The following is a 22,405-nucleotide window of genomic DNA, read 5'->3' as shown; positions in this document are numbered from 1 at the left end:
AGATCATAATTAAAGCCGTTATTTAATACTAAACGGCTTTCAACGCTACCTTAAAACCGTGAATATCGGTGAGCCAGACGCCATAATCTAAATCCACGAGCATTTTTCCAGATCATGAATACCACGTTCAAACAATTCAAGAACGATTTGTTGCTTGATAGCGGAATATTCCATCTCATTAATCGTGTTCACCATCACCAAGCTGGAATCCACAGCACCGTATTCGTGACTATACAGTAACTGGCTGAATTTTATGTCAACCAAGTATAATGATGTGGTTGTTTACCTTTGGTTGTAGTAAAAAAGCGGATAATAATATTCGAAACAAAGTTAACCTGTATTGGCAACACGCGCTTATCCCACGTCATGCCGCTACATCTTATTTACTTCCATTGCACCATGTTGAACTTTTACTGAACCATAGACTTTCATCTTCCACACCACAGAAAAGGAATCCAATCCTATGAAAAAACAGGGCAAAATAACCTGCCGGGCACTTATTACCGCTGGTTTGCTGACACTGCTCACCGGCTGTAGTCATATAGAAAAACGCCATATTCCCGAAGAAAATAAGCCGGTACTCTCTGCTAAACTAAATATCCATCAACCTACCACGATCATAGTTCCTGTCACGATCTCCGGTAAAAAATATCAATTTCTGCTGGATACCGGGGCCAGTTATACCTTCATCGACAATGAACTGGCTAAAACACTGACCCAAATCACGCCAGAATCAAACATACCGGTGACATTCCACCATATGTTATCCGATGGATTAATTACAACCAGTGAAAAGCGATTACACAAAGATGAGCTGACATTATGGCAACCCCTTGCTATTACCATTGGTAATTATAGCGTGCCGGCTTCTGATCCCTGGATTGGCATTGATATGAATCTTTTCAATCAATCCATTGGTCAGAAGCTGGATGGCATCCTTGGAATTGATACTTTCCGCCAATTAAACTGGGAGGTGAATAATTTGAACCATACCCTGACAGTATGGCGCCATGCACCTTCAATCCTGAATTATCAGCAATGTGAACCTTACAGTGACAGCTATGGGAAATCTCCTGCAATCCAGGTTTCTAATGTCATTTTCAACATAGATACCGGAGCTGATTATAGCTATGTTTCTCAAGAATTTATTGAATATCTGAAAAAAGATCATAAAGATAAAATTTCTGAAGAAACCAATGTTAAATACGCCTCCGCCAGCGGGCTTGCTAGTGGGAAAGAGTACCTGATTGACGGCTTTTATTTACAACAACTGCCTGTTGGTCGTCTGAGAGTCAGCGAAAATAAAAACGACCAATATTATCTTGGTATGAGCTTCCTCTCTCGTTTTGATGACTATCTATTTATCCCCAATAAAATGTTACTCTGTTTTAACGCCAAGAACTTCACTCGTTATGACAGTAAATTACTGCGCACGATTGCAGTTCGTTATTTTAATAATAAAGTAGAGATATTTTACAACGAGCCAAAAGATATTGAAAAATTTGGATTAAAAAACGGTGATGTTGTGTTGGAAGTTAACAGCCAGAAAGTCCTCCCTGAGGATATAACCTATCTTCGCAATCAATTATCAGAAACACCATCGGGTAAACTGACAATAAGAATTGAGCGGAATGGCACCCAACAAGTCATTAATATTTAATCACGCCATTTATAAAGGGAGAACTTGATTCTCCCTTTATAAACTATTCCTCAGTTGATTGTTTATTCTGGCTTCCTGATTTATACCTTTATGCAATTTAAGTGACATTTCCTCAATCGCACTTACCGGTCATTGTTAACCTATTTGCTCAATTTCATTGAGGGTTGACACTGTAATTCACTCTAACAAAAAACAAATAAGAAAATGCCTAAGAAATCAGGGGAAAGGTACGGCTAGCTTTTTAGTTTTGTACTGAAATCAAACAACTCTGTCAACTCAATCTGCAAACCACTTGCAATGATATTGATGATTTCAAGCGTAGGATTTCTGATCCCCCGCTCAATGCCACTGATATAGGTACGGTCAATTCCACATTTATCGGCAAAGGCTTCCTGAGACATTCCAGACGATTGTCTGAGATGCCTAACTCTTTGTCCAAACAGGGATTTTACAGCATTTGGCTTTTTCATCTAATAAGTATCGAATTATGTTACTTATCAGACCACGGACTATAAGTCACTTTTCTCGGTAAGTTATGTTATCATATGTGACTTATAGTCTACTATGTAACGATTTATCTTTTCATATCAAAGTTATCCGTAACGTGGAGGATTAAGGATGAAAAATCAGGACTGGCACCCAGCAGACATTATCGCAGCACTAAAAAAACGAGGAACATCGTTAGCAGCAGTTTCAAGAAAGGCAGGATTAGCCTCATCGACCCTTGCCAATACCTTGCAACGCCGTTGGCCCAAAGGGCAGCGGCTCATTGCAGATGCTTTAGATTGCGATCCTGCCGAGATATGGCCTTCGAGGTACACAAGGTAAGTGGCTGTAGAGCAAAATGGCGTAGCTCATCAACGAGATGAGCTACTTCAACATGTTTTATGTCACTCGTTGAGATAATGATGAATATGTCAAAAAAATAAAATCTTCCAGAAGGAAATGATGAAACAAAAAGGTAATAAAATGATGTGAGAATAAAACCAGTTAACTCTTTTATTCCGCACTAAAATCAAACAGATCTTTCAACTCGATCTGCAAACCATTTGCGATGACATTGATAACTTCAAGCGTGGGATTCCTGACTCCACGTTCAATACCGCTGATATAAGTACGATCAAGCCCACATTTATCAGCAAAAGCTTCCTGAGACATACCAGATGTTACTCTGATATATCTAACTCTTTGTCCAAAAATTGATTTTATTGTATTAGGCTTTTTCATCCGATAAGTATCGAACGATGTTACTTATCAAACCACGGACTATGAGTCACGCTTTCCTATAAGTCGTGCCACTAATATGATTTACAGGGCATCATTGGTCATTGTGCTACCAAAGAGGATTTGACAAAGAAGAAATGATGGGTTTATTTGTTATTGTATTGTAAACGTTACCATTTGGTTGGGATGCAATTTAGAGTCACAAGGTCATCATTAAATACAACTCTTGATACTTGCTTTTATTCGTATGCGTGATTGATATCTCAGATTGGTATTGAGGCCCATTGTTACACTGCGGTCAGTCCAAGTATTAACAAATATTTTCACAAATGATGTTGGAAAATATAAATAAAGTCGAGACTGTTATGTCTAAGATTGAATTTAATCCTGTTGAACATCCCCATCGTCGTTATAATCCTCTAACCGGACAATGGGTTTTGGTCTCTCCCCATCGGGTGAAGCGGCCGTGGAGTGGGCAAGATGAGCCGTCATTAATAGACGATATCCCAAACTATGATGAGCAATGTTTCCTTTGTCCATCAAACGTGCGTATTTCCGGTGAGCAAAATCCTGCTTATCAAGCAACGTTTGTTTTCAATAATGATTTTTCGGCTTTAATACCAGATTCGCCTGATGTACCACAATCGCATCACCCTCTATTTAAAACGCAAGGAGTACGGGGATTAAGCCGAGTGATCTGTTTTTCTCCTGATCATGGTAAAACATTGCCTGAATTGTCTGTTGAACAAATTCGTCAATTAATTGAGACCTGGAATGAACAAATTGAAATATTGGGTAAAGAGTATCTCTGGGTGCAATTATTTGAGAATAAGGGAGAAACAATGGGGTGTTCTCAGCCTCACCCGCATGGGCAAATCTGGGCAAATAGTTTTTTGCCAAATGAAATTGAGCGTAAAGATAAACAGTTGCGAGCCTATTACCAGGAACATAATTCTAACTTACTGGTGGATTATGCTCAGGCTGAATTAGCTGATGGTGAGCGAGTCGTGGTTAATACCATGCATTGGTTAGCGGTTGTGCCTTATTGGGCAGCATGGCCCTATGAAACCATGTTGTTACCTAAAGTTCATGTTCGTCGTATGAATGAATTAACAGATGAACAACGGGGTGATTTAGCGGTCGCACTTAAAAAGCTCACCAGTCGTTATGACAATTTATTTCAAAGTTCTTTTCCTTATTCTATGGGCTGGCATTTTGCCCCGTTTTTTGAACAAGATACAGATATTGAACATTGGCAATTACACGCACTTTTCTATCCGCCATTATTGCGGTCTGCTACCGTGCGAAAATTCATGGTGGGCTATGAAATGTTTGCTGAAACGCAGCGTGATTTAACCGCAGAGCAAGCAGCTCAAATTCTGCGTGCTTTGGGTGATGTGCATTATAAAGAGCAAAAGTGATTATACCCGGTGGCGATATTTCATTGAAAGTATCGTGCGGTTAACGCTATATTTGAGAATAACGTGATGAAAACTTTAATTAATTGCGCTAAAGATATTTTTAATTCAGTATTCCATTATACACCGACGCATATTATTCAAGCGCCAGGTCGGGTTAATTTGATTGGAGAACATACTGATTATAATGATGGCTTCGTATTACCATGTGCTATTAATTACCAAGTTGTGGTTGCTGCGGCGAAACGGCAGGACAATATTATTCGTATTGTTTCAGTTGATTATGGTAATCAATTAGATGAATTTGATATCAGTCAACCTATTATATTTCACGAAAGTAAAATGTGGGTGAATTATATTCGAGGGGTTGTGAAGTATCTGCTCCGTCGTGGGTATGCATTTAAAGGGGCAGATATTGTAGTGACTGGAAATATACCGCAGGGCGCGGGATTAAGCTCATCGGCCGCATTGGAAACGGCTATTGGTCAAACATTTAAAACCCTTTACCACTTAACCATTAGTCAAACAGAAATTGCGTTAAATGGACAGCAAGCAGAAAATGAATTTGTGGGCTGTCATTGCGGCATTATGGATCAATTAATTTCAGCAGAAGGGAAAAATAATTATGCGTTATTAATTGATTGCCGATATTTAACTATTCAGGCTGTGTCTATGCCAAAAGATATAGCAGTTATTATTATTAACTCGAATAAGAAACGGGAATTGGTTGGCAGTGAATACAATATTCGCCGGACTCAATGTGAGCAAGCAGCGGCATTATTTGGTGTTAAAGCTTTGCGTGATGTGACAATAGATGAGTTTGAAAAGCGTATTTCTGAGCTTGATGGGGTAGTCGCTAAACGTGCACGCCATGTGATCACAGAAAATGAGCGTACACTTTTGGCAGCAAAAGCGTTAATGGCAGGAGGTGATATGCCATTAATAGCAGAACTCATGACACAATCACATCAGTCAATGCGTGATGACTTTGAAATTACTGTATTTGAAATTGATATCTTGGTTGATATTGTGAAGCAAGTTATCGGTAAACAGGGTGGGGTAAGAATGACAGGAGGGGGATTTGGCGGTTGTGTGGTTGCTTTAGTGCCACAAGCGTGGGTTGATGCTGTTAAGGCCGCGGTAGAACAGCACTATTTTGCATCGACAGGTCTGAAAGAAACCATTTATGTGTGTCAGGCTACGGATGGTGCGAGTCTGGTTGAAACCCTATAGAGGTCGGCTTGGAGAGCGGAAATTATTGTACGTTAAGCCTGTTTTTTTGTACTTTTCGACCTTGGCCGGACGTAGACGACGGAACTTCCCTGACGCAGGTTTACGATTGCTTTGCCAGATATAATCGCCTGTCAGATTGATATGCTCCCAACCTAACGGAGAAAGATGGGATAACAGTTGATCATTGATCTCGATACCTTTGCGCTTCAGGGAATCGACAGTTCTTTCCATGTAGACCGTATTCCACAGTGTGATCGCAGCAGTGAGCAACGTCAGCCCACTGGCATGGTAACTCTGATTTTCCAGTCCCCTGTCCCTGATTTCCGTCCAGCCTATGCATAAAGACAGCACGGGCAAGCGCATTTCGGGCCTCACCTTTATTCAGGCCAGCTTGCACCCGGCGGTGTAGCGCCGGATCGCGAAACCAGTCCAGCATGAATAATGTTCTTTCTATTCTGCCGATTTCCCTCAATGCCTTTGCCAGGCCATTCTGCTTTGGATAGTTGGCCAGCTTCTTCTGCATCAGGGATGCAGTAACTGTCCCTTGTCTGATCGACGTGGCCAGACGAAGCACATCAGTCCAGTGCGACTCGATTTCTTTCAGATTAAGGCTGTATGAGACCCTTGTTGAGAAAATGAAGGCTTAAAAATGCTCTGTCAGGTCGAAGTCAGAGATCTCACACACTACTAAATATCACACTTGGCTACCCCGCCAAAAGCTATGTTAAGTTTTCTGATCGAAGATAATACCTGCTCTGGTGATTGCTCTCGCTTTGCAATTGTCAGTTCACTGAAGTTAAGATGGTTAACATTGCAATCAAGGATAGCACAAGGGCTTCCAGAAATACTTGAGCTCAGAATGAACCCAGCAACTGACGCCCTTTTTGGCGCGCCGTTTAGGTAACACAATTCGTCGGATAGATTGGAGGCCTGATCTCGTATTCCGAATACTAGGCCTTTTTTGTATCCGGTTATGCTTTCAGGAGCACTTTTAGAGCTGGTTTTAAGGCTTGGGTCTCCCAGAATCATGACCTTGCCCACTTCCAATCCCCAAGCAGGAAGAACTCTGTTTAATTCCCGAACGGTCTGGCCTACGGTCATCCCTGCTCCCATAAGTCCGTGAAACACCAAATTCTCTTCGATACGACCATCCTTTAGAAAAGGACTTGCAACATACACTGCTGCATTACCCTCTAGGAATCTCTGCGAGATTGTATACGAGTCATCTCCATCGAATATCCCATCTTTACCGACCTTAAGTGTAAGGCATGCGTTGGCGAAAAAGACACGCCCTGGTATTACATTGGCGGTTAACCGCTTCAAATCGGGAAGAAAACAATCGTTGTTTACCATGCAAGTCGGTAGTCGTTTCCCACATACAGAAGGTGACTGAACAGTTATTCGTCCACAAATAAGTTCATTACTGCTGAGGCGAATGTAATCTTCGCTGGTGTGTCCGATAACACTCACAATAGTTTCAGTTCCACAGATAAAATCAGACCAATTGGTGAGTTCTTCACTATCTGCAGGTAAAATCTTCTGCCCAGCAGCCTGACGCATTTCTGTGCCATTATGAACGGGGGCAAAGCAGATATCTTCACCTTCTTGCATACAACTATAAGCAACTGTCTTCGCGAGGATAAATGTCCCTAGTTCTAAAGAACTTGCAACAATGAATCCAGTTAAGTCGTTGAGTAATGACAAATCTTTCATTGATGCTTTTTTATCAATAGAAACTACCACGAGATGATCGTGTGTAGCTAAATGATTGTTACGCCATTTTGCTATTTCGTCCCAGGACGCGAAGCTGCGCATAGAAGCAGATCGTAGACTTTGAAAACCCTTCGCAAGAACTAAGGCAGATTGATCGCAGGACAGATACGCAACTGTTAACTTCTCAGTGTTGTGCCATCCGCATGGCTCATTGAGGTTTATGTTAAAGTTGGTTGGTGTGGCCATAGGAGCATCTTCAGCGAACAAGATATCGTTCCTCAGAATGACATAGAATGACAAGCGAGGTCATTGCTATATCCCCCGCTTTATCATCGCATACGTCATAGGACCCCCAAAGGGGAGTTGGTATGCTGCTGTCACCTCGAATCCCAAACGCTCATAGATCTTTACGTTTTTGTCATCGGAAGTTTCAAGAAATACAGGGAATCCCTCACGCTCGGCTCTCTCAAGGCCGGGTTCAATAACAGCACGGCCTAACCCTTTCCCCTGGTAATCTGGATCCACTGCTACTGCACCTAGGAACCAGCATGGAAAATTGGGTCGTTCTTTAGCCATGATAGATTCAGACGCCCGCATTACCTTTTCTCTCTTTCCTGCTATTTTTCCGAATTCGATAGATAGAGGAACAAAAGTTGCCTCTGCGTCTTCAATATCGGGTGCCGTCCATATTGATACAGCGGCTCCATCATCGGCAGCCCATACGTGACCTACTGTCATACCTACCTTTCTAAGAAAAGTCTCTTGATAGCGCCGTACTCGTTGCTGGTGATCATCTTCAGCGAGGAAATGCCGCATTAAGGAGTATCCATCGAAAGCGCGTGTCAGCGTCTGTACACAACGCACCAATTGTATTTCTGATATTTCTTTAGATTCCCGGACGATCATGTTCATTTACTCTCCAAATATATCAATTACATGTTTGTGCAGAGTCTGACTGGTGGACACGATTCCCACTCCTTTGTTCGTTAGAACAGATTGACCCATTAGGTCGGTGCATATTCCACCAGCTTCTTCGACGATTGGGACGAGTGCCGCTACATCCTAAGGAGCTACAATTGGCTCTATGGCAACATCTAATATTCCTTCGGCAACTAAGCAGTGCTGCAAGAAATCACCAACATTGCAACTCGCTGTGCTAAATTAAGAATTCAAAATTGTAGGTCATTACATAATGCCTTGTGCCGCAAGGGCTGAGAGCTCTTCATAGTAGAAGCATGAATTGGTGCGGCCTACCGAGTATCAAGCTTCAATTGTTCAAATATCAATCAAGCGAACAAACTGTAGCACTATTATGAAAGGTTATTTAATAAAATAAATTTTATCAGTAAATAAATTTACCACCTTAAAAGAATTATTAAATAATAAATTAAATTCACAATAGTTTTTTCGTTAAAAAGTAATAAATAGTTTATATGGACACCGACTCAATTCAAGTGGGTGAATAAAATTTTCTGACAACGTAGTCGCAAACATATATCCGGCTTCAATGAACCCGGATGAAAATCCGCACTCTCTGCCCTCATTATTTCAACAGTCTCGATAGACTGGGCTATTTACCAGGTTCACAGAGAGTCGGTTTTACCTGTCAGTACATCAACTTATGGACTTCTATTACATATTGACATCATACTGATAACTCATCGTAGTTCATAAAGCGACAGTTGATTAACCAGAGCCCACGCAATTCGAGCATTTTTATTTGCCAGAGCCACCGCTACTTTATTGAATCCACTGCGGGTTATCACGCCTTTTAACCCGCGTTGTAACCCATTACATTCTCCTATAGGTAATGAAATGGCAGGTGCTTTAAGATGGCAATACGCTCTACTGGACTGAAAGCAGGAATGGAAGAACCTTCCCGCTTCCAACCTGCGATTTATGACTGTTTTATCTCGCCGATAGGCAGAATAGTGCGGCCATACTGTTCATTCAGTACTTCCGCCATTGCCAGATAAAATGCGGTGGCGCCACAAATTATTCCTTCATAACCGGCAATCGTCAGAAGGGCAGTGTTTCCGGTAAAGTTGCCAATGGTTAACAAAGCGAATAACAGTGTCAGGCCACCAAAGATAAACTGGAGTACGCGGTTAGTTTTGAAGGTGCCAAAGAACATAAACAGAGTAAAAACACCCCACAAACCAAGGTATACCGCCAAATACTGACTGCTGGTGGTTTCTGCCAGTCCTATTTTTGGCAGAAACAATAACCCGACCAGACTGAGCCAAAACAGCCCATAAGAGGTGAAAGCCGTTGCGGCAAAAGTATTGCCTTTCTTATATTCAAAAAGCCCCGCCAGTATTTGGGCCAGACCACCATAAAAAATGCCCATGCTCAGGATAACTGATGCCAGTGGAAAGAAACCTGCGTTGTGCAGGTTAAGCAGAATGGTTGTCATGCCGAAACCCATCAACCCTAAAGGGCCGGGATTTGCCAACTGATTAGTGCTCATAAGTCCTCTGAAAAAATCGTGTAGAAAGTAATAAATAGCAAAGGGGGCGAATCATAATGATCTGTCAGCAAGGAAACAATGACCTGTGAAATAATAAAAAGGTTTTTTTTCACTTCCCCCCTTGATGATGGTTTTAACGGCCCCATCTTATAATCAACCGCAGTTGCTAATCGCTGTCCTATACAGCTGATGTATATAAGCAAAAGTGAGGAATTGCATAGAGGCAATAAAAATAGGTGCCGTTGAAAAGCAGATAACCATCCTCATATTGATTAGCAACTTGACTGATTACGAATTTCTTGTGGAGGCGTTTAGATGGGTAAAATTATTGGTATCGACCTGGGAACTACCAACTCTTGTGTAGCTATTATGGATGGCACGACAGCTCGTGTACTGGAAAACAGCGAAGGTGATCGTACAACTCCTTCCATTATTGCATATACCCAGGATGGTGAAACTCTGGTTGGTCAACCGGCTAAACGTCAGGCTGTTACTAACCCGCAAAATACGCTGTTTGCTATTAAACGTCTGATTGGTCGTCGTTTCCAGGACGAAGAAGCACAACGTGACGTAGCTATCATGCCATATAAAATCATTGCGGCAGATAACGGTGACGCATGGCTGGAAGTGAAAGACCAGAAAATGGCTCCTCCTCAGGTTTCCGCTGAAGTTCTGAAGAAAATGAAGAAAACAGCTGAAGACTACCTAGGTGAGCCGGTAACTGAAGCAGTCATCACTGTGCCTGCCTATTTCAACGATGCTCAACGTCAGGCAACAAAAGACGCAGGCCGTATCGCAGGTTTGGAAGTAAAACGTATTATCAACGAACCAACCGCGGCTGCACTGGCTTACGGCTTGGACAGAGAAGTGGGTAACCGTACTATCGCGGTTTATGACCTTGGTGGTGGTACTTTCGATATTTCTATTATCGAAATTGATGAAGTTGATGGCGAAAAAACCTATGAAGTTCTTGCAACCAACGGTGATACTCACTTGGGTGGTGAAGACTTCGACAGCCGTATGATCAACTATCTGGTTGACGAATTTAAGAAAGATCAGGGGATTGATCTGCGTAATGATCCATTGGCAATGCAACGTCTGAAAGAAGCGGCGGAAAAAGCAAAAATTGAGCTTTCCTCTGCACAGCAGACTGATGTTAACCTGCCGTACATCACTGCGGATGCTACGGGTCCTAAGCACATGAACATCAAAGTGACCCGTGCGAAACTGGAATCACTGGTAGAAGACCTGATTAAGCGCTCTATGGAGCCTGTACGGGTTGCATTGCAAGATGCTGGTCTGTCTGTTTCTGATGTGCAAGATGTGATTCTGGTGGGTGGTCAGACCCGTATGCCAATGGTGCAGAAAGTGGTTGCTGACTTCTTCGGTAAAGAACCACGTAAAGATGTGAACCCTGATGAAGCGGTAGCGATGGGTGCTGCGGTACAGGGCGGTGTTCTGGCTGGTGATGTGAAAGACGTATTGCTTCTGGACGTAACGCCTCTGTCTCTGGGTATCGAAACGATGGGCGGCGTGATGACTTCCCTCATTACGAAAAACACCACTATCCCAACTAAACACAGCCAGGTGTTCTCTACGGCAGAAGATAACCAGTCTGCGGTAACTATCCATGTGTTGCAGGGTGAACGTAAACGTTCCAGCGATAACAAATCTTTGGGTCAGTTCAATCTGGATGGTATTCAGCCGGCACCTCGTGGTATGCCTCAGATCGAAGTCACTTTTGACATTGATGCCGACGGTATTCTGCACGTATCTGCTAAAGATAAAAACAGCGGCCGTGAACAACAGATCACTATCAAGGCCTCTTCTGGTTTGAATGAGGAAGAGATTCAACAGATGGTTCGTGATGCAGAAGCTAACGCTGAATCTGATCGTAAGTTTGAAGAGTTGGTACAGACGCGTAACCAGGCAGATCAACTTGTTCATGGTACTCGTAAACAAGTAGAGGAAGCGGGTGACAAGCTGCCAGCAGAAGATAAAACAGCTATTGAAAGCGCGGTAACTGCATTGGAAACTGCGGTTAAAGGCGAAGACAAAGCTGATATCGAAGCGAAAATTCAGGCTCTGGTTCAGGCTTCCGCTAAACTGTTGGAAATTGCTCAACAGCAGGCTCAGGCTGGTGCAGCAGACGCGGGTGACAGCGCGAAAAAAGATGACAACGTTGTAGATGCTGAATTCGAAGAAGTTAAAGACAAAAAATAATTGCCCTTAGCGGGCGCAGTAACAGTGATGACAACTGTTGCTGATTAACCGGCACGGGCGTTGAGGGAACTCTGCGCCCGTGCGCGCATGTTAAGGGTAAAATAAGAGATGGCAAAAAGAGATTGTTACGAAGTTTTGGGGGTCTCCAAAACAGCCGACGAAAAAGAGATTAAAAAAGCCTATAAACGGCTGGCAATGAAATATCATCCTGATCGTAATCAGGGCGATAAAGACGCGGAAGGCAAATTCAAAGAAGTTAAAGAAGCCTATGAAATTCTGACTGACGATCAGAAACGGGCTGCTTATGACCAATATGGTCATGCTGCTTTTGAGCAAGGTGGCATGGGCGGTGGCGGTGCTGATTTCAGTGATATCTTTGGTGACGTTTTCGGTGATATCTTCGGTGGTGGTCGTCGTCAGCAGCGTCCAAGCCGCGGTGCAGATTTGCGTTACAGCATGGAACTGACACTGGAAGAAGCGGTTCGTGGTGTGACCAAAGAGATCCGTATCCCGACACTGGAAACCTGTGATGCCTGTCATGGCAGTGGTGCTAAAGCCGGTACCAGCCCTGTCACCTGTTCAACCTGTCAGGGTTCTGGTCAGGTTCATATGCGTCAGGGTTTCTTCACCGTTCAGCAACCTTGCCCACATTGTCATGGTCGTGGTCAGATCATTAAAGATTCTTGTAACAAGTGTCATGGTCATGGGCGTGTTGAAAAATATAAAACACTGTCTGTTAAGATCCCGGCAGGTGTGGATACCGGTGACCGTATTCGCCTGAGTGGTGAAGGTGAAGCTGGCGGTAAGGGCGCACCGGCAGGTGATTTGTATGTTCAGGTACAGGTGAAAAAGCACCATATTTTCGAGCGTGAAGAAAATAATCTCTATTGTGAAGTGCCAGTTAACTTTGCAATGGCGGCATTGGGTGGCGAAATCGAAGTCCCAACCCTTGATGGCCGTGTGAAACTGAAAATACCTGCTGAAACCCAGACAGGTAAAATGTTCCGCATGAAAGGCAAAGGTGTTAAATCTGTCCGTGGTGGCGTTCAGGGTGATTTACTGTGTCGGGTGGTAGTAGAAACTCCGGTTAAATTGAACGAGAAACAGAAAGAATTATTACGTGAATTGGGAGAGTCTTTAGGTGGTACTAGTGGCGAAAACAACAGCCCACGTTCTAAAAGCTTCTTCGATGGTGTGAAGAAATTTTTTGATGATTTAACCAAATAACTGCACATATCTTCATAATAGAGCTGTGTTTATAAACAAAGTTCAGATTACTGATAAAGTCCTCGTTTTCACGCGAGGACTTTTTGTTCTGACTGAGAATTATAAGCTAAAGGTAATTTGCGTGAGTAAATTATAAGCATCGTCCTCTCTCGGTGTTACTGAGGGGTGATGAGTATAGGATAAGCTGTTGGTCCAATAGATCCCGTTGTAGACACGATACGAATATGACGCGGAAGCGGTTGCACTATAACTTTCAGCAAATTGACCATTGCGGGCGAAGTAATCTTTTGCGTCATCACTAAACTTATTATACGACAAACCAAAAGTAAGCATATCGGTCGGACGTGAATCGAATGGACCAATGCTGAACAACGATAACGAAACATCGGTATTAAACAGGTTACGATCCTTTGGTGCATAGTTGGTTTTGCCATCAATATACCAGCCGCGGAAAGGCATTGACGCATCCGGTTTGGTTATCTGGCGGGTAACCGCGATATAATGAGAGTAGGTATGATCTTCATATTCTGAGTTATTATAGTTAAAATAAGGTGTTTTATTAAACACCGAGCCGCCTCGAATCCAGATCATGTTTTCCGTTTCATTGGCATTAACACGATAACCTAATTCATTGATGACTAACGTACCCGCACTGGGAAGTTTCCAGCGCAGACCATAAGTATTGTATTTTGAGTCCGCTCTTAAACCTTCCGAGCTTTGACTTCTGGCAACGCCAATATGGTCATACCAACGTTTATTTTCCGATAAAAACCGAATATCTATTGATGGACTCGGTTTTGTACTGGGCAGACCGGCCTGGGACAACATCACACTGGTTGGCCCCAGCGCAGATGACGCTGTACTGCTACCGAAAAACAATCCATAGAAATGAGAGAGCAGTGTTGTGTAGCCGTAATTCAATATCACCCGATCATTAAATAAAGGTTGGTTAATAGAAAAAGCGGAGATAAAAGGATGCCCATCTTGACCATTATTTTTAAAGTTATTGTAGGCATAGTTTAGACCTACACGTAATTGTGCCTTATCAGTGAAACCAATCCGCGATAAATCATAGGTCAGTTCTGTAATAAACATATTACCGGTGGTTAAGCGTTGGCCTACATAGTTAGGATTAGAGGTATTTTTCCAGTTTCTTGAAACATCATAGGTTAGATTTGTTAACATCTGGATATTTGCATAAAAACCATGATCTGCCATCTCTTTTCTGAGACCGCCCCATTCAGGAAATACGGTATCGCAGGTGGATGAAACCGAGGGTGTTTCTGGACCTCTTGGTAAAAGGGCATCATATGAACTACAGTCACTTTTTGTCGCTGCCACTGTATTGCTATGAAGAAGAATAAGCGACAACGTTAATAAAAGAAATTTATTGGCTATTTTCATTTTTTGCCTCCGGGGCTTTGAGAATATTGCCGTGACTGCTTATAACATCTTTATACCAGCTAAAACTTTTTTTACGCCGCCGTTCCAGTGTGCCATTGCCTTGGTCGTCACGATCGACATAAATAAACCCGTATCGTTTTGACATTTCTGCTGTAGAGGCGCTGACCAAATCTATTGGCCCCCATGAGGTATATCCTAATAACTGAACACCATCTTCAATGGCTTCCCGTACCTGGAATAAATGATCGTTGAGATATTGAATACGATAATCATCAATAATAGTGCCATCGTCTTGAATAATATCTCTGGCACCCAAACCGTTTTCTACAATAAACAGTGGCTTCTGGTAACGGTCATATAGCATATTAAGCAGATAACGAAGGCCCTGAGGATCTATTTGCCATCCCCATTCTGAACTGGATAGATAAGGATTTTTCACCGGATTAATCAGATTTCCTGCATTTTTGGTTATTTCCGGATCTGTCGTTGCACAACAGCTCATGTAGTAACTGAAAGAAAGGAAATCGACGGTTTCTTTGAGTATTTGTGTATCTTCATCTGTTATATCAAGCGTAATATTCTGCTCTTTAAACAGGCGTGTCATATAGGATGGATAATATCCACGAGCCTGTACATCAAAAAAGAACAGCCATTCTCTATTCTTTTTCAATGATTCTAATACATCATCAGGATGACAAGTTAATGGGTAGTGAGATATTGCCGCGACCATATTACCAATTTTAGCATCGGGAATAATTTCATGGCAGGCTTTAACCGCTTTGGCACTGGCAACGAGCTGATGGTGTAGCGCCTGATAAATATCCTGAATTTTACTGTTTTCTGATAAGCCTGAGCCAGTAAAGCAAGAAAATAAGGACATGTTAATTTCATTGAATGTCAGCCAATATTTTACTTTATGTTTGTAACGCTCAAAGACAGTTCTGGCATAACGGTCAAAAAATTTAATTACCTTACGATTTCCCCAACCGCCGTATTTTTTTACTAAACCATAAGGCATTTCAAAATGAGAAAGCGTAATTAATGGCTGAATATGATATTTTCTCATTTCGTCAAAAAGGCGATCATAAAAGGCCAGGCCATTTTCGTTCGGTGTTTCCTCATCTCCTTCGGGAAATATACGTGTCCAGGCGATAGAGGTTCTCAGGCATTTAAATCCCATTTCAGCAAACAGCGCAATATCGTCAGGATAACGATGGTAAAAATCAATACCAATATCCTTGATATGGAAATCACCCAAATTGCGTTCTATACTGGGGCAAATAACGCCGTGAGGTTGTATATCTGAGGTTGATAACCCTTTTCCACCTGTTTGATAAGCGCCTTCGACCTGATTTGCAGCTAATGCGCCTCCCCAAAGGAAGTCTGCTGGAAATTGTTTTTTCATGGTTTTCCTCTCTTTTATTACTCGTTAAACTTGGAAGATATTGTCTTAATACGGCACGTTTTATCAGCGTTTAAATCAATTTGTTGTGCGGGATATGCTTTAGTCTCTGACGGTACACCGAATAAATAGGTTGCAATACAGGAGAAAATGAATGAACCCAGTGAACCTAAAATTACACTCCAGAAAGCGTTGTCTATTCCAGCCGGGGAAATAAATGAGGTAAATGCAAAGACACCCATACCGCCGAAGTTATGTGCTGTCCCAGAATAGAAGCCGACAACAGCACCACCAAGTGCACCACCAATACAACCGATAATAAATGGACGTTTCAGTGGCAGTGTCACACCATAAATAGACGGCTCAGTAATGCCAAACAGACTGGATATCAGTGCAGTTCCTGATAACGTTTTCATATTTTTATCGCGTGTACGTAAAAATACGCCCAGTGTTGCACCTGCCTGACCAAATATTGCCGGCTGGAGCAGTGGGGAGAGCATATCTTTTCCCTGTGTCATCATGTTATTGATTATTATTGGGATGAGTCCCCAGTGCAGACCGAAAATGACACAAATTTGCCATATTGCTCCCATCAGGATCCCTGCAATGACTGGGTTTAATTGATAGAAAAAGAGATATCCTGCCGCCAGACCATTACTGAGTTCTGTTGCTACAGGGCCAATGACCAGAAAAGTCAAAGGAACGGTAATCAACAGGCACAGGAAAGGCGTAATAAATACTTTGAAAGAGGAATGAAACCAATTATTGAGTTTCTTCTCCAGAAAGCAGCTAAACCATGCTGATAAAATGATAGGAACAACTGTCGAGCTGTAATTAATGAAAGTAATGGGAATACCCAGGAAATTTAAGTGAATGTCTGGCGTTGCTTGCGAAAGCTTAAATGCTTCTGTCATGGTTGGATAAGTTAATACCGCCCCAATAACCATAGTAATAAAAGGGTTTCCGCCAAACCGCTTACCGGCGGTATACCCTAATAAAATAGGCATGAAATAAAGCATTGCATCGCCGGTAGCGAATAAAATTTTATAGGTACCACTGTCTATACTCATCCAATTAAACACGTTGGATAAAGCGATTATTCCTTTAATCAATCCGGCAGCAACTAGCACACCCAATAGGGGTGTAAAAATACTGGAGATAATATCAATTGCTCCATCGAAAATACGTTTTAAACCTTTTGTATTCTCTTTTTTTACCCCTTGCTGTGAGGTTACACTTTGTTTATTCTCGGCTTTTTCCTCATTATCCTGTAAGTATTTATTGTTAATATCATCGTAGACATCGCCTACATGGCTACCAATAACCACCTGATATTGCCCACCACTCTCTACTACGGTGATAATTCCTGCCGTCTGCTTGAGTAATTCGCTGTTCGCTAAACTTCTATCTTTAAGTTTAAATCGTAAACGTGTAGCACAATGGACAAGGCTGGAGATATTCCCTTTCCCGCCGATTGTGCTGACTATCTGATCAGCCAGATTTTCGTACCTCATTAGACTTCCCCTTCTTTGAATTAAGTTGAAAACAGCGAAAAGCCGAATTTAAGTCAAAAAAAAACCTAACCCACCATCTAATAGCCCTGGAATAGGGGCATTGCAGATAATGGATTAGGTTTTGCCCGACATCAGTCACAACTAAGTCGGTAACAAGCCTAGATCAATATTTAGAAATTAGTTATTCCTTATGATACTTGCAAGTCATTAAGCGTAATTTTGGCAAAAAATGTGATACTTATCATAAATGTTTCAAGTAAACTGCGCCTGTTGTTGTGTTATTGACTTTATAAAAATTATACCTTAGCCTGAAAGATGGAATATCTATATGAATTAGTGAACAAGAGTGTCAATGGCTAGGACTGACTAGATCAGGCACAACCAAGTCACAGATATATTTTACCTATTCTATAGGTTAGGGTTGATAATAGTTTATCCTTAAGGTATACCTTTTGTTAACGATAATAAAACTCATAAATAATAATGTTGTTCTTGCTATTGATGAGAATAATAATGAGATGATTCTCATGGACAAGGGGATAGGATTTAATAGGAAGAAAGGGGACAGGCTGCATATTCAAGATGTTGCAAAGGTTTTTACTGTCGAAAAACACTGTAAAATAAATCAGATCCTTTCTACTATCCCTGTTTCAGTTATAGAGCTAACTGAGAAAGTTATCACATTAGGTAAAGATTTTCTTGCCAAGCCTCTTAACGATTCATTACTCATTACTTTGTCAGAACATTTAAACTTCGCATTTGAGCGTGTGCGCAAAGGGTATCAGATTGGTAATGTCTTGCAGTGGGAGATTCCTCATCTTTATCCGTTAGAATATGAAATCGGTAAACAGGCGCTTATTCATATTAATAACCAGATTGAAACGCCATTACCGCCGATAGAAGCCTCATTGATTGCCTTGCATTTCGTTAATGCTCAATATGAAGGGCAAACGATGGGTGATACATTAAAATTAACGAATTTAATTAATAAAACCGTTAAGCTTATTCACTACTATTTTCATGTTAACCTTGATTCAACGTCAGTAAATTATTCTCGTTTTATTACTCATCTGCGCTATTTCTTAATCAGACAAAATAAAAATGAGCATTCGTCTGCTATTGAAATGGATTTTTCATTGCAAGAATTGATAGAGGAAAAGTATTTCAAAAGTTACAACTGTGCAGTGAAATTAATAAAGTATCTGCGAGAAAAATATCAGTGGAAAGTTCCCGATGATGAACTGATTTATTTGGTGATTCATATAGAACGGGTGGTTAATGATAGTTATAAGGCCAGAGATTTATAGCAAGTGAATCGTCAAACAGGTTTGTAGATAGGTATTAATTTAAATAATATAAGATAAATAGATTTATGTGGTTTTGATTTTTTTGACAATAGATTAGGTGTGGGTGGTAGAAATGAATTATAAAGAATTTTCGAAAGATATTATTATATTTCTTGGGGGAGCGGGAAATATAAATAAAATTTGGCATTGTGTTACCAGATTACGTTTTAATGTTGTAGATGATAGTAAAGTAGATATTGCCGCGATAAAGAAAATGCAGGGGGTTATGGGGGCGCGTTTTCATAGTGGACAGTTGCAAATAATTATTGGTAATAGAGTTATTGAAATATTTAGTGAAATAATTAAGCAATTAAAAGAAAGTGAAGGCGGCTATGATGACCAGAACAAAAGCCGGGTAAGTCATGTTTTTGATATAATTTCAGGTATATTTGTTCCCATATTGCCGGTAATAGTCGGCGCTGGATTACTGAAAGGCGGATTGATTTTTTTCTATATGATGAACTGGGTTTCAGCGGAGAGTAATGAGTATAAATTATTATATATTCTTTCTGATGCACCTCTGTATTTTTTACCTGTTCTTCTTGCCTTTTCGGCGGCAAAAAAATTTAAAACTAACGAATTTATTGCGGCAACGTTAGCATGCATTTTAATTTATCCAACATTATCTGATCTTATAGGCGCATCCGGCAGTGGATATCTCAATGTATTTGGTATCTCTGTTCCAGCTATTCATTATAGCTACACTGCCATTCCAATTATTTTAGGTGTTTGGTTGCTTAGTTATATCCATAAATGGATAGACAGACTTATTCCGACAGTATTAAAGATAATATTTACGCCATTATTAGTCTTATTGATTTCTGTGCCAATTTTATTAATTATTGCTGCGCCATTGGGAAATACAATTGGCTTGTATCTTGAGAAGGTGATTTTAGAGTTATTTTCTGTAGTTGGACCATTTGCGGGATTATTACTGGGAGGGCTGATACCTGTTTTGGTAATTACTGGGATACATTATGCTTTTTTACCGAGTGTTTTTGCTAACTTTAAATCCCTCGGATATGATTTTATGTTGTTACCAATCAGCTTCGTCAGTAATATTGCACAAGCCGGTGCTACATTGGCGGTTGCAATTAAAATTAAAGATAGGCAGATGAAATCATTAGCTTATTCAGCCTCATTCTCTGCTTTTTTAGGGATCACTGAGCCTGCAATGTATGGTATTACTCTTAAATTAAGAAAATCTTTTTATGCTTCATTAATTGGTGGAGCAGTTGGTGGGGCTATTGTGGGTATTTTTTCGGTAAAAATATTTGCTTTTAGCATACCAGGATTGGTATCACTCCCTTTTTATATGCAAAAAGGGAGCAATAATTTCCTTTTTATTTTATTTGGGATTTGCAGTAGTTTCTTAGTTGCGTTTATACTCACGTTATTAATGAAATTAGAATCTAATACTGAGTCTATGGTATTAGCAAAAGCATACTCTTCGAAAACGAAAAAATTTATATTACTTTCTCCTATGACAGGTGAAATTAAACCTCTCTCAAGCGTACCTGATGACACTTTTTCTGAAAAAATTATTGGTGATGGTGTTGCTATTATTCCTACCGAAGGGGTGGTGAAAGCGCCTTTTAATGGTAAGGTTTCAATGATTACTCCAACTGGACATGCTATTGGTTTAATTTCCGAACAAGGCGTTGAATTGTTGATTCATATTGGTGTTGAAACTGTAGATTTGCAAGGAAAGGGATTTAATTTGCAAGTTATGGAAGGCCAGACTGTGGTTGCTGGTGACATATTAGTTAATTTTGATATCTCTTTTCTTCAGGAGAATCGAACTCAATTAATATCACCAATTATTATCACCAATAGCGAAGAGTATTGTGAAATAGTTCCTGATAAGAAAAAGTCGGTTATAGCGGTTAAGGATTCTTTGCTAATTATTAATAAGTGTTGATTCTTTAAATTGTTTATATATTTTAATGATTTTCTTGATATATTTTACATAATATGAATTCATGTTGAATACGAATGTGTTACGATGAAAAACATAAGGTAGCGGAATGGCTGCAGCTTGGCATTCCTGATAAGGAAGAACGATAAATCTTAATAAAATGACTACTGTTGAACTCGAAAAAATCCATGCTGAAATAGCAAAATTAATGGTGGAAACAACAAAGATCAACCGTGAGGCCATATGGTATCCGATTGTCGTCGCCTCCGACCTTATTGGTGCGGTAGCTACCATCACAACTCTATTGCTCAAATTCATTTAACAGCTCCCTCTGGTTGATAATCTACTTTTATTGAGATGTAGATCATCAATAGATCGGTTATAGCGAATTATTCTGGCTATAAAATCGATTTTTTTCGAAGTTATAGTTGGAGTACTATTTATAACCCGATCAATTTCAGAGGTTAATCATCGTGACTGCAATTATTCGTCAATTCCTGAAATTAGAAGCGGCTGGCGGGCTTCTTCTTATCATTGCGGCCATTATTGCGCTGATAATGGCAAACTCGCCATTACAGGATATTTATCAGCAATTTCTTAACATTCCGGTAGCAGTGCAATTTTCTGCACTGGAGGTAAATAAGCCTTTATTATTGTGGGTTAATGACGGCTTGATGGCTGTCTTCTTTTTGATTGTTGGTTTGGAAGTTAAGCGTGAACTGCTGGAAGGTTCTTTGGCGGGGCGTGATAAAGCGGTATTTCCAGTGATAGCGGCTATGGGTGGTATGGTCGCTCCGGCATTGATCTATCTGCTATTTAATGGCAGTGATGAGTTTACCCGTCAGGGATGGGCTATTCCTGCGGCAACAGATATCGCATTTGCTCTGGGTGTGATGGCGCTATTGGCTAAACGGGTACCAACAGAACTTAAGGTTTTTCTGCTGGCATTAGCGATTATTGATGATCTGGGTGTTATTGTGATCATCGCTCTGTTTTATACCAAAACAGTTTCCCTTGTCGCGCTTGGATTATCGGCAGCAATGATTGCTGCGTTGACTTGGATGAATTGGCGTGGTGTCGAAAAAACATCGGCTTATTTGGCTATTGGTGCAATTCTTTGGGTCTGTATTCTGAAATCGGGTGTTCATGCAACGCTGGCCGGCGTCATCGTTGGTTTTCTTATTCCTCTGCGTTGCCGGAGTGGTCATTCTCCCTCTGAATCACTTGAACATGGATTACATCCTTGGGTGGCGTATCTTATTTTGCCGTTATTTGCATTTGCCAATGCTGGTGTGATCCTGAGTGGAGTTACACTGAATGGTTTGACTGATATGTTACCGCTGGGCATTGCGACGGCTCTGTTTCTTGGTAAGCCATTGGGAATTTTCCTGTTCAGCTATATTTCCATCAAGATAGGATTTGCTAAATTGCCACAACAGATTAGTCTTAAACAGATATTTGCTGTTTCGGTCCTTTGTGGGATTGGCTTTACCATGTCCATCTTTATTTCAGGATTGGCTTTTGAAGGGGCAGGTGAATCTTTCAGTACCTATTCCCGTCTGGGAATTCTGATTGGCTCAACAACTGCCGCGCTAATTGGTTATGGCTTGTTGCGAATGGTCTTACCAAAGAAAAAGTGATGGCAGAGCGGTG

At 41.1% G+C, this 22,405-nt stretch carries 20 protein-coding genes and 2 pseudogenes; 10 read left to right on the top strand and 12 right to left on the bottom strand.

Annotated elements, in window-relative coordinates; translation table 11 throughout:
- Nucleotides 1-87: 87 nt before the first annotated feature.
- Complete coding sequence (locus VY86_RS25665) at nt 88-264, bottom strand: hypothetical protein (protein ID WP_228939856.1); 177 nt, start codon at nt 262-264, stop codon at nt 88-90.
- Nucleotides 265-463: 199 nt separating this feature from the next.
- Here VY86_RS25665 and VY86_RS05030 point away from each other — a divergent pair, with 199 nt between their 5' ends.
- A complete protein-coding gene (locus tag VY86_RS05030; protein ID WP_046974154.1) occupies nt 464-1,660 on the top strand; it encodes an aspartyl protease family protein in 1,197 nt (398 codons plus the stop codon).
- 233 nt (nt 1,661-1,893) lie between these two features.
- Here VY86_RS05030 and VY86_RS05025 read toward each other — a convergent pair whose 3' ends face one another.
- Nucleotides 1,894-2,130, bottom strand: coding sequence for a helix-turn-helix domain-containing protein (locus VY86_RS05025; protein ID WP_071880986.1), 237 nt, complete (start codon nt 2,128-2,130; stop codon nt 1,894-1,896).
- A 148-nt stretch (nt 2,131-2,278) separates the two neighbouring features.
- Between VY86_RS05025 and xreR2 the strand changes: the two genes are divergently transcribed.
- On the top strand, nt 2,279-2,488 hold the full coding sequence (gene xreR2 / locus VY86_RS05020; RefSeq protein WP_021324689.1) for a cell morphology transcriptional regulator XreR2: 210 nt from the start codon (nt 2,279-2,281) through the stop codon (nt 2,486-2,488).
- 171 nt (nt 2,489-2,659) lie between these two features.
- Here xreR2 and xreR1 read toward each other — a convergent pair whose 3' ends face one another.
- Complete coding sequence (xreR1, locus tag VY86_RS05015; protein ID WP_071880985.1) at nt 2,660-2,887, bottom strand: cell morphology transcriptional regulator XreR1; 228 nt, start codon at nt 2,885-2,887, stop codon at nt 2,660-2,662.
- A 362-nt stretch (nt 2,888-3,249) separates the two neighbouring features.
- On the opposite strand from xreR1, the gene VY86_RS05010 reads away from it, so the two are divergent.
- Both VY86_RS05010 and galK read left to right on the top strand, forming a co-directional pair.
- Nucleotides 3,250-4,305 carry a UDP-glucose--hexose-1-phosphate uridylyltransferase gene (locus tag VY86_RS05010; protein ID WP_046976719.1) on the top strand — a complete coding sequence of 352 codons (1,056 nt, stop codon included), beginning with the start codon at nt 3,250-3,252 and terminating at the stop codon, nt 4,303-4,305.
- A gap of 66 nt (nt 4,306-4,371) precedes the next feature.
- Nucleotides 4,372-5,535: a galactokinase gene (galK, locus tag VY86_RS05005; protein WP_046974151.1), complete on the top strand. Its 1,164-nt coding sequence runs from the start codon at nt 4,372-4,374 to the stop codon at nt 5,533-5,535.
- On the opposite strand, the pseudogene VY86_RS23080 reads toward galK, so the two are convergent.
- The 6 genes and pseudogenes from VY86_RS23080 to satP form a co-directional block, all read right to left on the bottom strand.
- Nucleotides 5,530-6,148, bottom strand: a pseudogene (locus tag VY86_RS23080) (Tn3 family transposase); the annotation flags it as partial. The gene galK and the pseudogene VY86_RS23080 sit on opposite strands and share 6 nt — an antisense overlap.
- 74 nt (nt 6,149-6,222) lie before the next feature.
- Entirely contained in the window at nt 6,223-7,515 is a 1,293-nt protein-coding gene (locus VY86_RS04995) for a hypothetical protein (protein WP_228939858.1), read from the bottom strand.
- A gap of 45 nt (nt 7,516-7,560) precedes the next feature.
- Complete coding sequence (locus VY86_RS04990; protein ID WP_046974149.1) at nt 7,561-8,160, bottom strand: GNAT family N-acetyltransferase; 600 nt, start codon at nt 8,158-8,160, stop codon at nt 7,561-7,563.
- Nucleotides 8,161-8,253, bottom strand: coding sequence for a hypothetical protein (locus VY86_RS25660; protein ID WP_228939859.1), 93 nt, complete (start codon nt 8,251-8,253; stop codon nt 8,161-8,163). It lies immediately after the preceding gene.
- Between the two features lie 653 nt (nt 8,254-8,906).
- A pseudogene (locus VY86_RS26660) lies at nt 8,907-9,059 on the bottom strand (IS110 family transposase); the annotation flags it as partial.
- 86 nt (nt 9,060-9,145) lie between these two features.
- Nucleotides 9,146-9,718, bottom strand: coding sequence for an acetate uptake transporter (gene satP, locus VY86_RS04985; protein WP_046974148.1), 573 nt, complete (start codon nt 9,716-9,718; stop codon nt 9,146-9,148).
- Between the two features lie 315 nt (nt 9,719-10,033).
- On the opposite strand from satP, the gene dnaK reads away from it, so the two are divergent.
- A complete protein-coding gene (gene dnaK, locus VY86_RS04980; RefSeq protein ID WP_046974147.1) occupies nt 10,034-11,941 on the top strand; it encodes a molecular chaperone DnaK in 1,908 nt (635 codons plus the stop codon).
- A 108-nt stretch (nt 11,942-12,049) separates the two neighbouring features.
- Nucleotides 12,050-13,168, top strand: coding sequence for a molecular chaperone DnaJ (gene dnaJ, locus VY86_RS04975; RefSeq protein ID WP_046974146.1), 1,119 nt, complete (start codon nt 12,050-12,052; stop codon nt 13,166-13,168).
- A gap of 99 nt (nt 13,169-13,267) precedes the next feature.
- Here dnaJ and VY86_RS04970 read toward each other — a convergent pair whose 3' ends face one another.
- The 3 genes from VY86_RS04970 to VY86_RS04960 are packed head-to-tail and all read right to left on the bottom strand — an operon-like array spanning nt 13,268 to nt 17,488.
- On the bottom strand, nt 13,268-14,572 hold the full coding sequence (locus tag VY86_RS04970) for a carbohydrate porin (RefSeq protein WP_082111179.1): 1,305 nt from the start codon (nt 14,570-14,572) through the stop codon (nt 13,268-13,270).
- Entirely contained in the window at nt 14,556-15,977 is a 1,422-nt protein-coding gene (locus VY86_RS04965; RefSeq protein ID WP_046974145.1) for a glycoside hydrolase family 1 protein, read from the bottom strand. Before VY86_RS04965 ends, VY86_RS04970 begins: the two co-directional genes overlap by 17 nt.
- A 17-nt stretch (nt 15,978-15,994) precedes the next feature.
- The gene (locus tag VY86_RS04960) at nt 15,995-17,488 is read right to left on the bottom strand and encodes a PTS transporter subunit EIIC (RefSeq protein ID WP_052760781.1); all 1,494 of its coding nucleotides are present in this window, start codon (nt 17,486-17,488) and stop codon (nt 15,995-15,997) included.
- Nucleotides 17,489-17,940: 452 nt separating this feature from the next.
- On the opposite strand from VY86_RS04960, the gene VY86_RS04955 reads away from it, so the two are divergent.
- From VY86_RS04955 to nhaA, 4 genes are all read left to right on the top strand, one after another.
- Nucleotides 17,941-18,795 (top strand): PRD domain-containing protein, encoded by an 855-nt coding sequence (locus VY86_RS04955; RefSeq protein WP_046974144.1) that lies wholly within the window; start codon nt 17,941-17,943, stop codon nt 18,793-18,795.
- A gap of 112 nt (nt 18,796-18,907) precedes the next feature.
- Nucleotides 18,908-20,755: a beta-glucoside-specific PTS transporter subunit IIABC gene (locus VY86_RS04950; RefSeq protein ID WP_046974143.1), complete on the top strand. Its 1,848-nt coding sequence runs from the start codon at nt 18,908-18,910 to the stop codon at nt 20,753-20,755.
- Nucleotides 20,756-20,912: 157 nt separating this feature from the next.
- Complete coding sequence (locus tag VY86_RS25230) at nt 20,913-21,074, top strand: hypothetical protein (protein WP_167630894.1); 162 nt, start codon at nt 20,913-20,915, stop codon at nt 21,072-21,074.
- A gap of 151 nt (nt 21,075-21,225) precedes the next feature.
- Entirely contained in the window at nt 21,226-22,392 is a 1,167-nt protein-coding gene (gene nhaA, locus VY86_RS04945; RefSeq protein WP_046974142.1) for a Na+/H+ antiporter NhaA, read from the top strand.
- Nucleotides 22,393-22,405 lie beyond the last annotated feature (13 nt).

Source organism: Photorhabdus thracensis (assembly GCF_001010285.1).
In the GTDB taxonomy this organism is placed as follows: Bacteria; Pseudomonadota; Gammaproteobacteria; order Enterobacterales; family Enterobacteriaceae; genus Photorhabdus; species Photorhabdus temperata.
The sequence above is the reverse complement of the archived record's forward strand: the minus strand, read 5'-3'. Positions and strand labels throughout refer to the sequence as shown.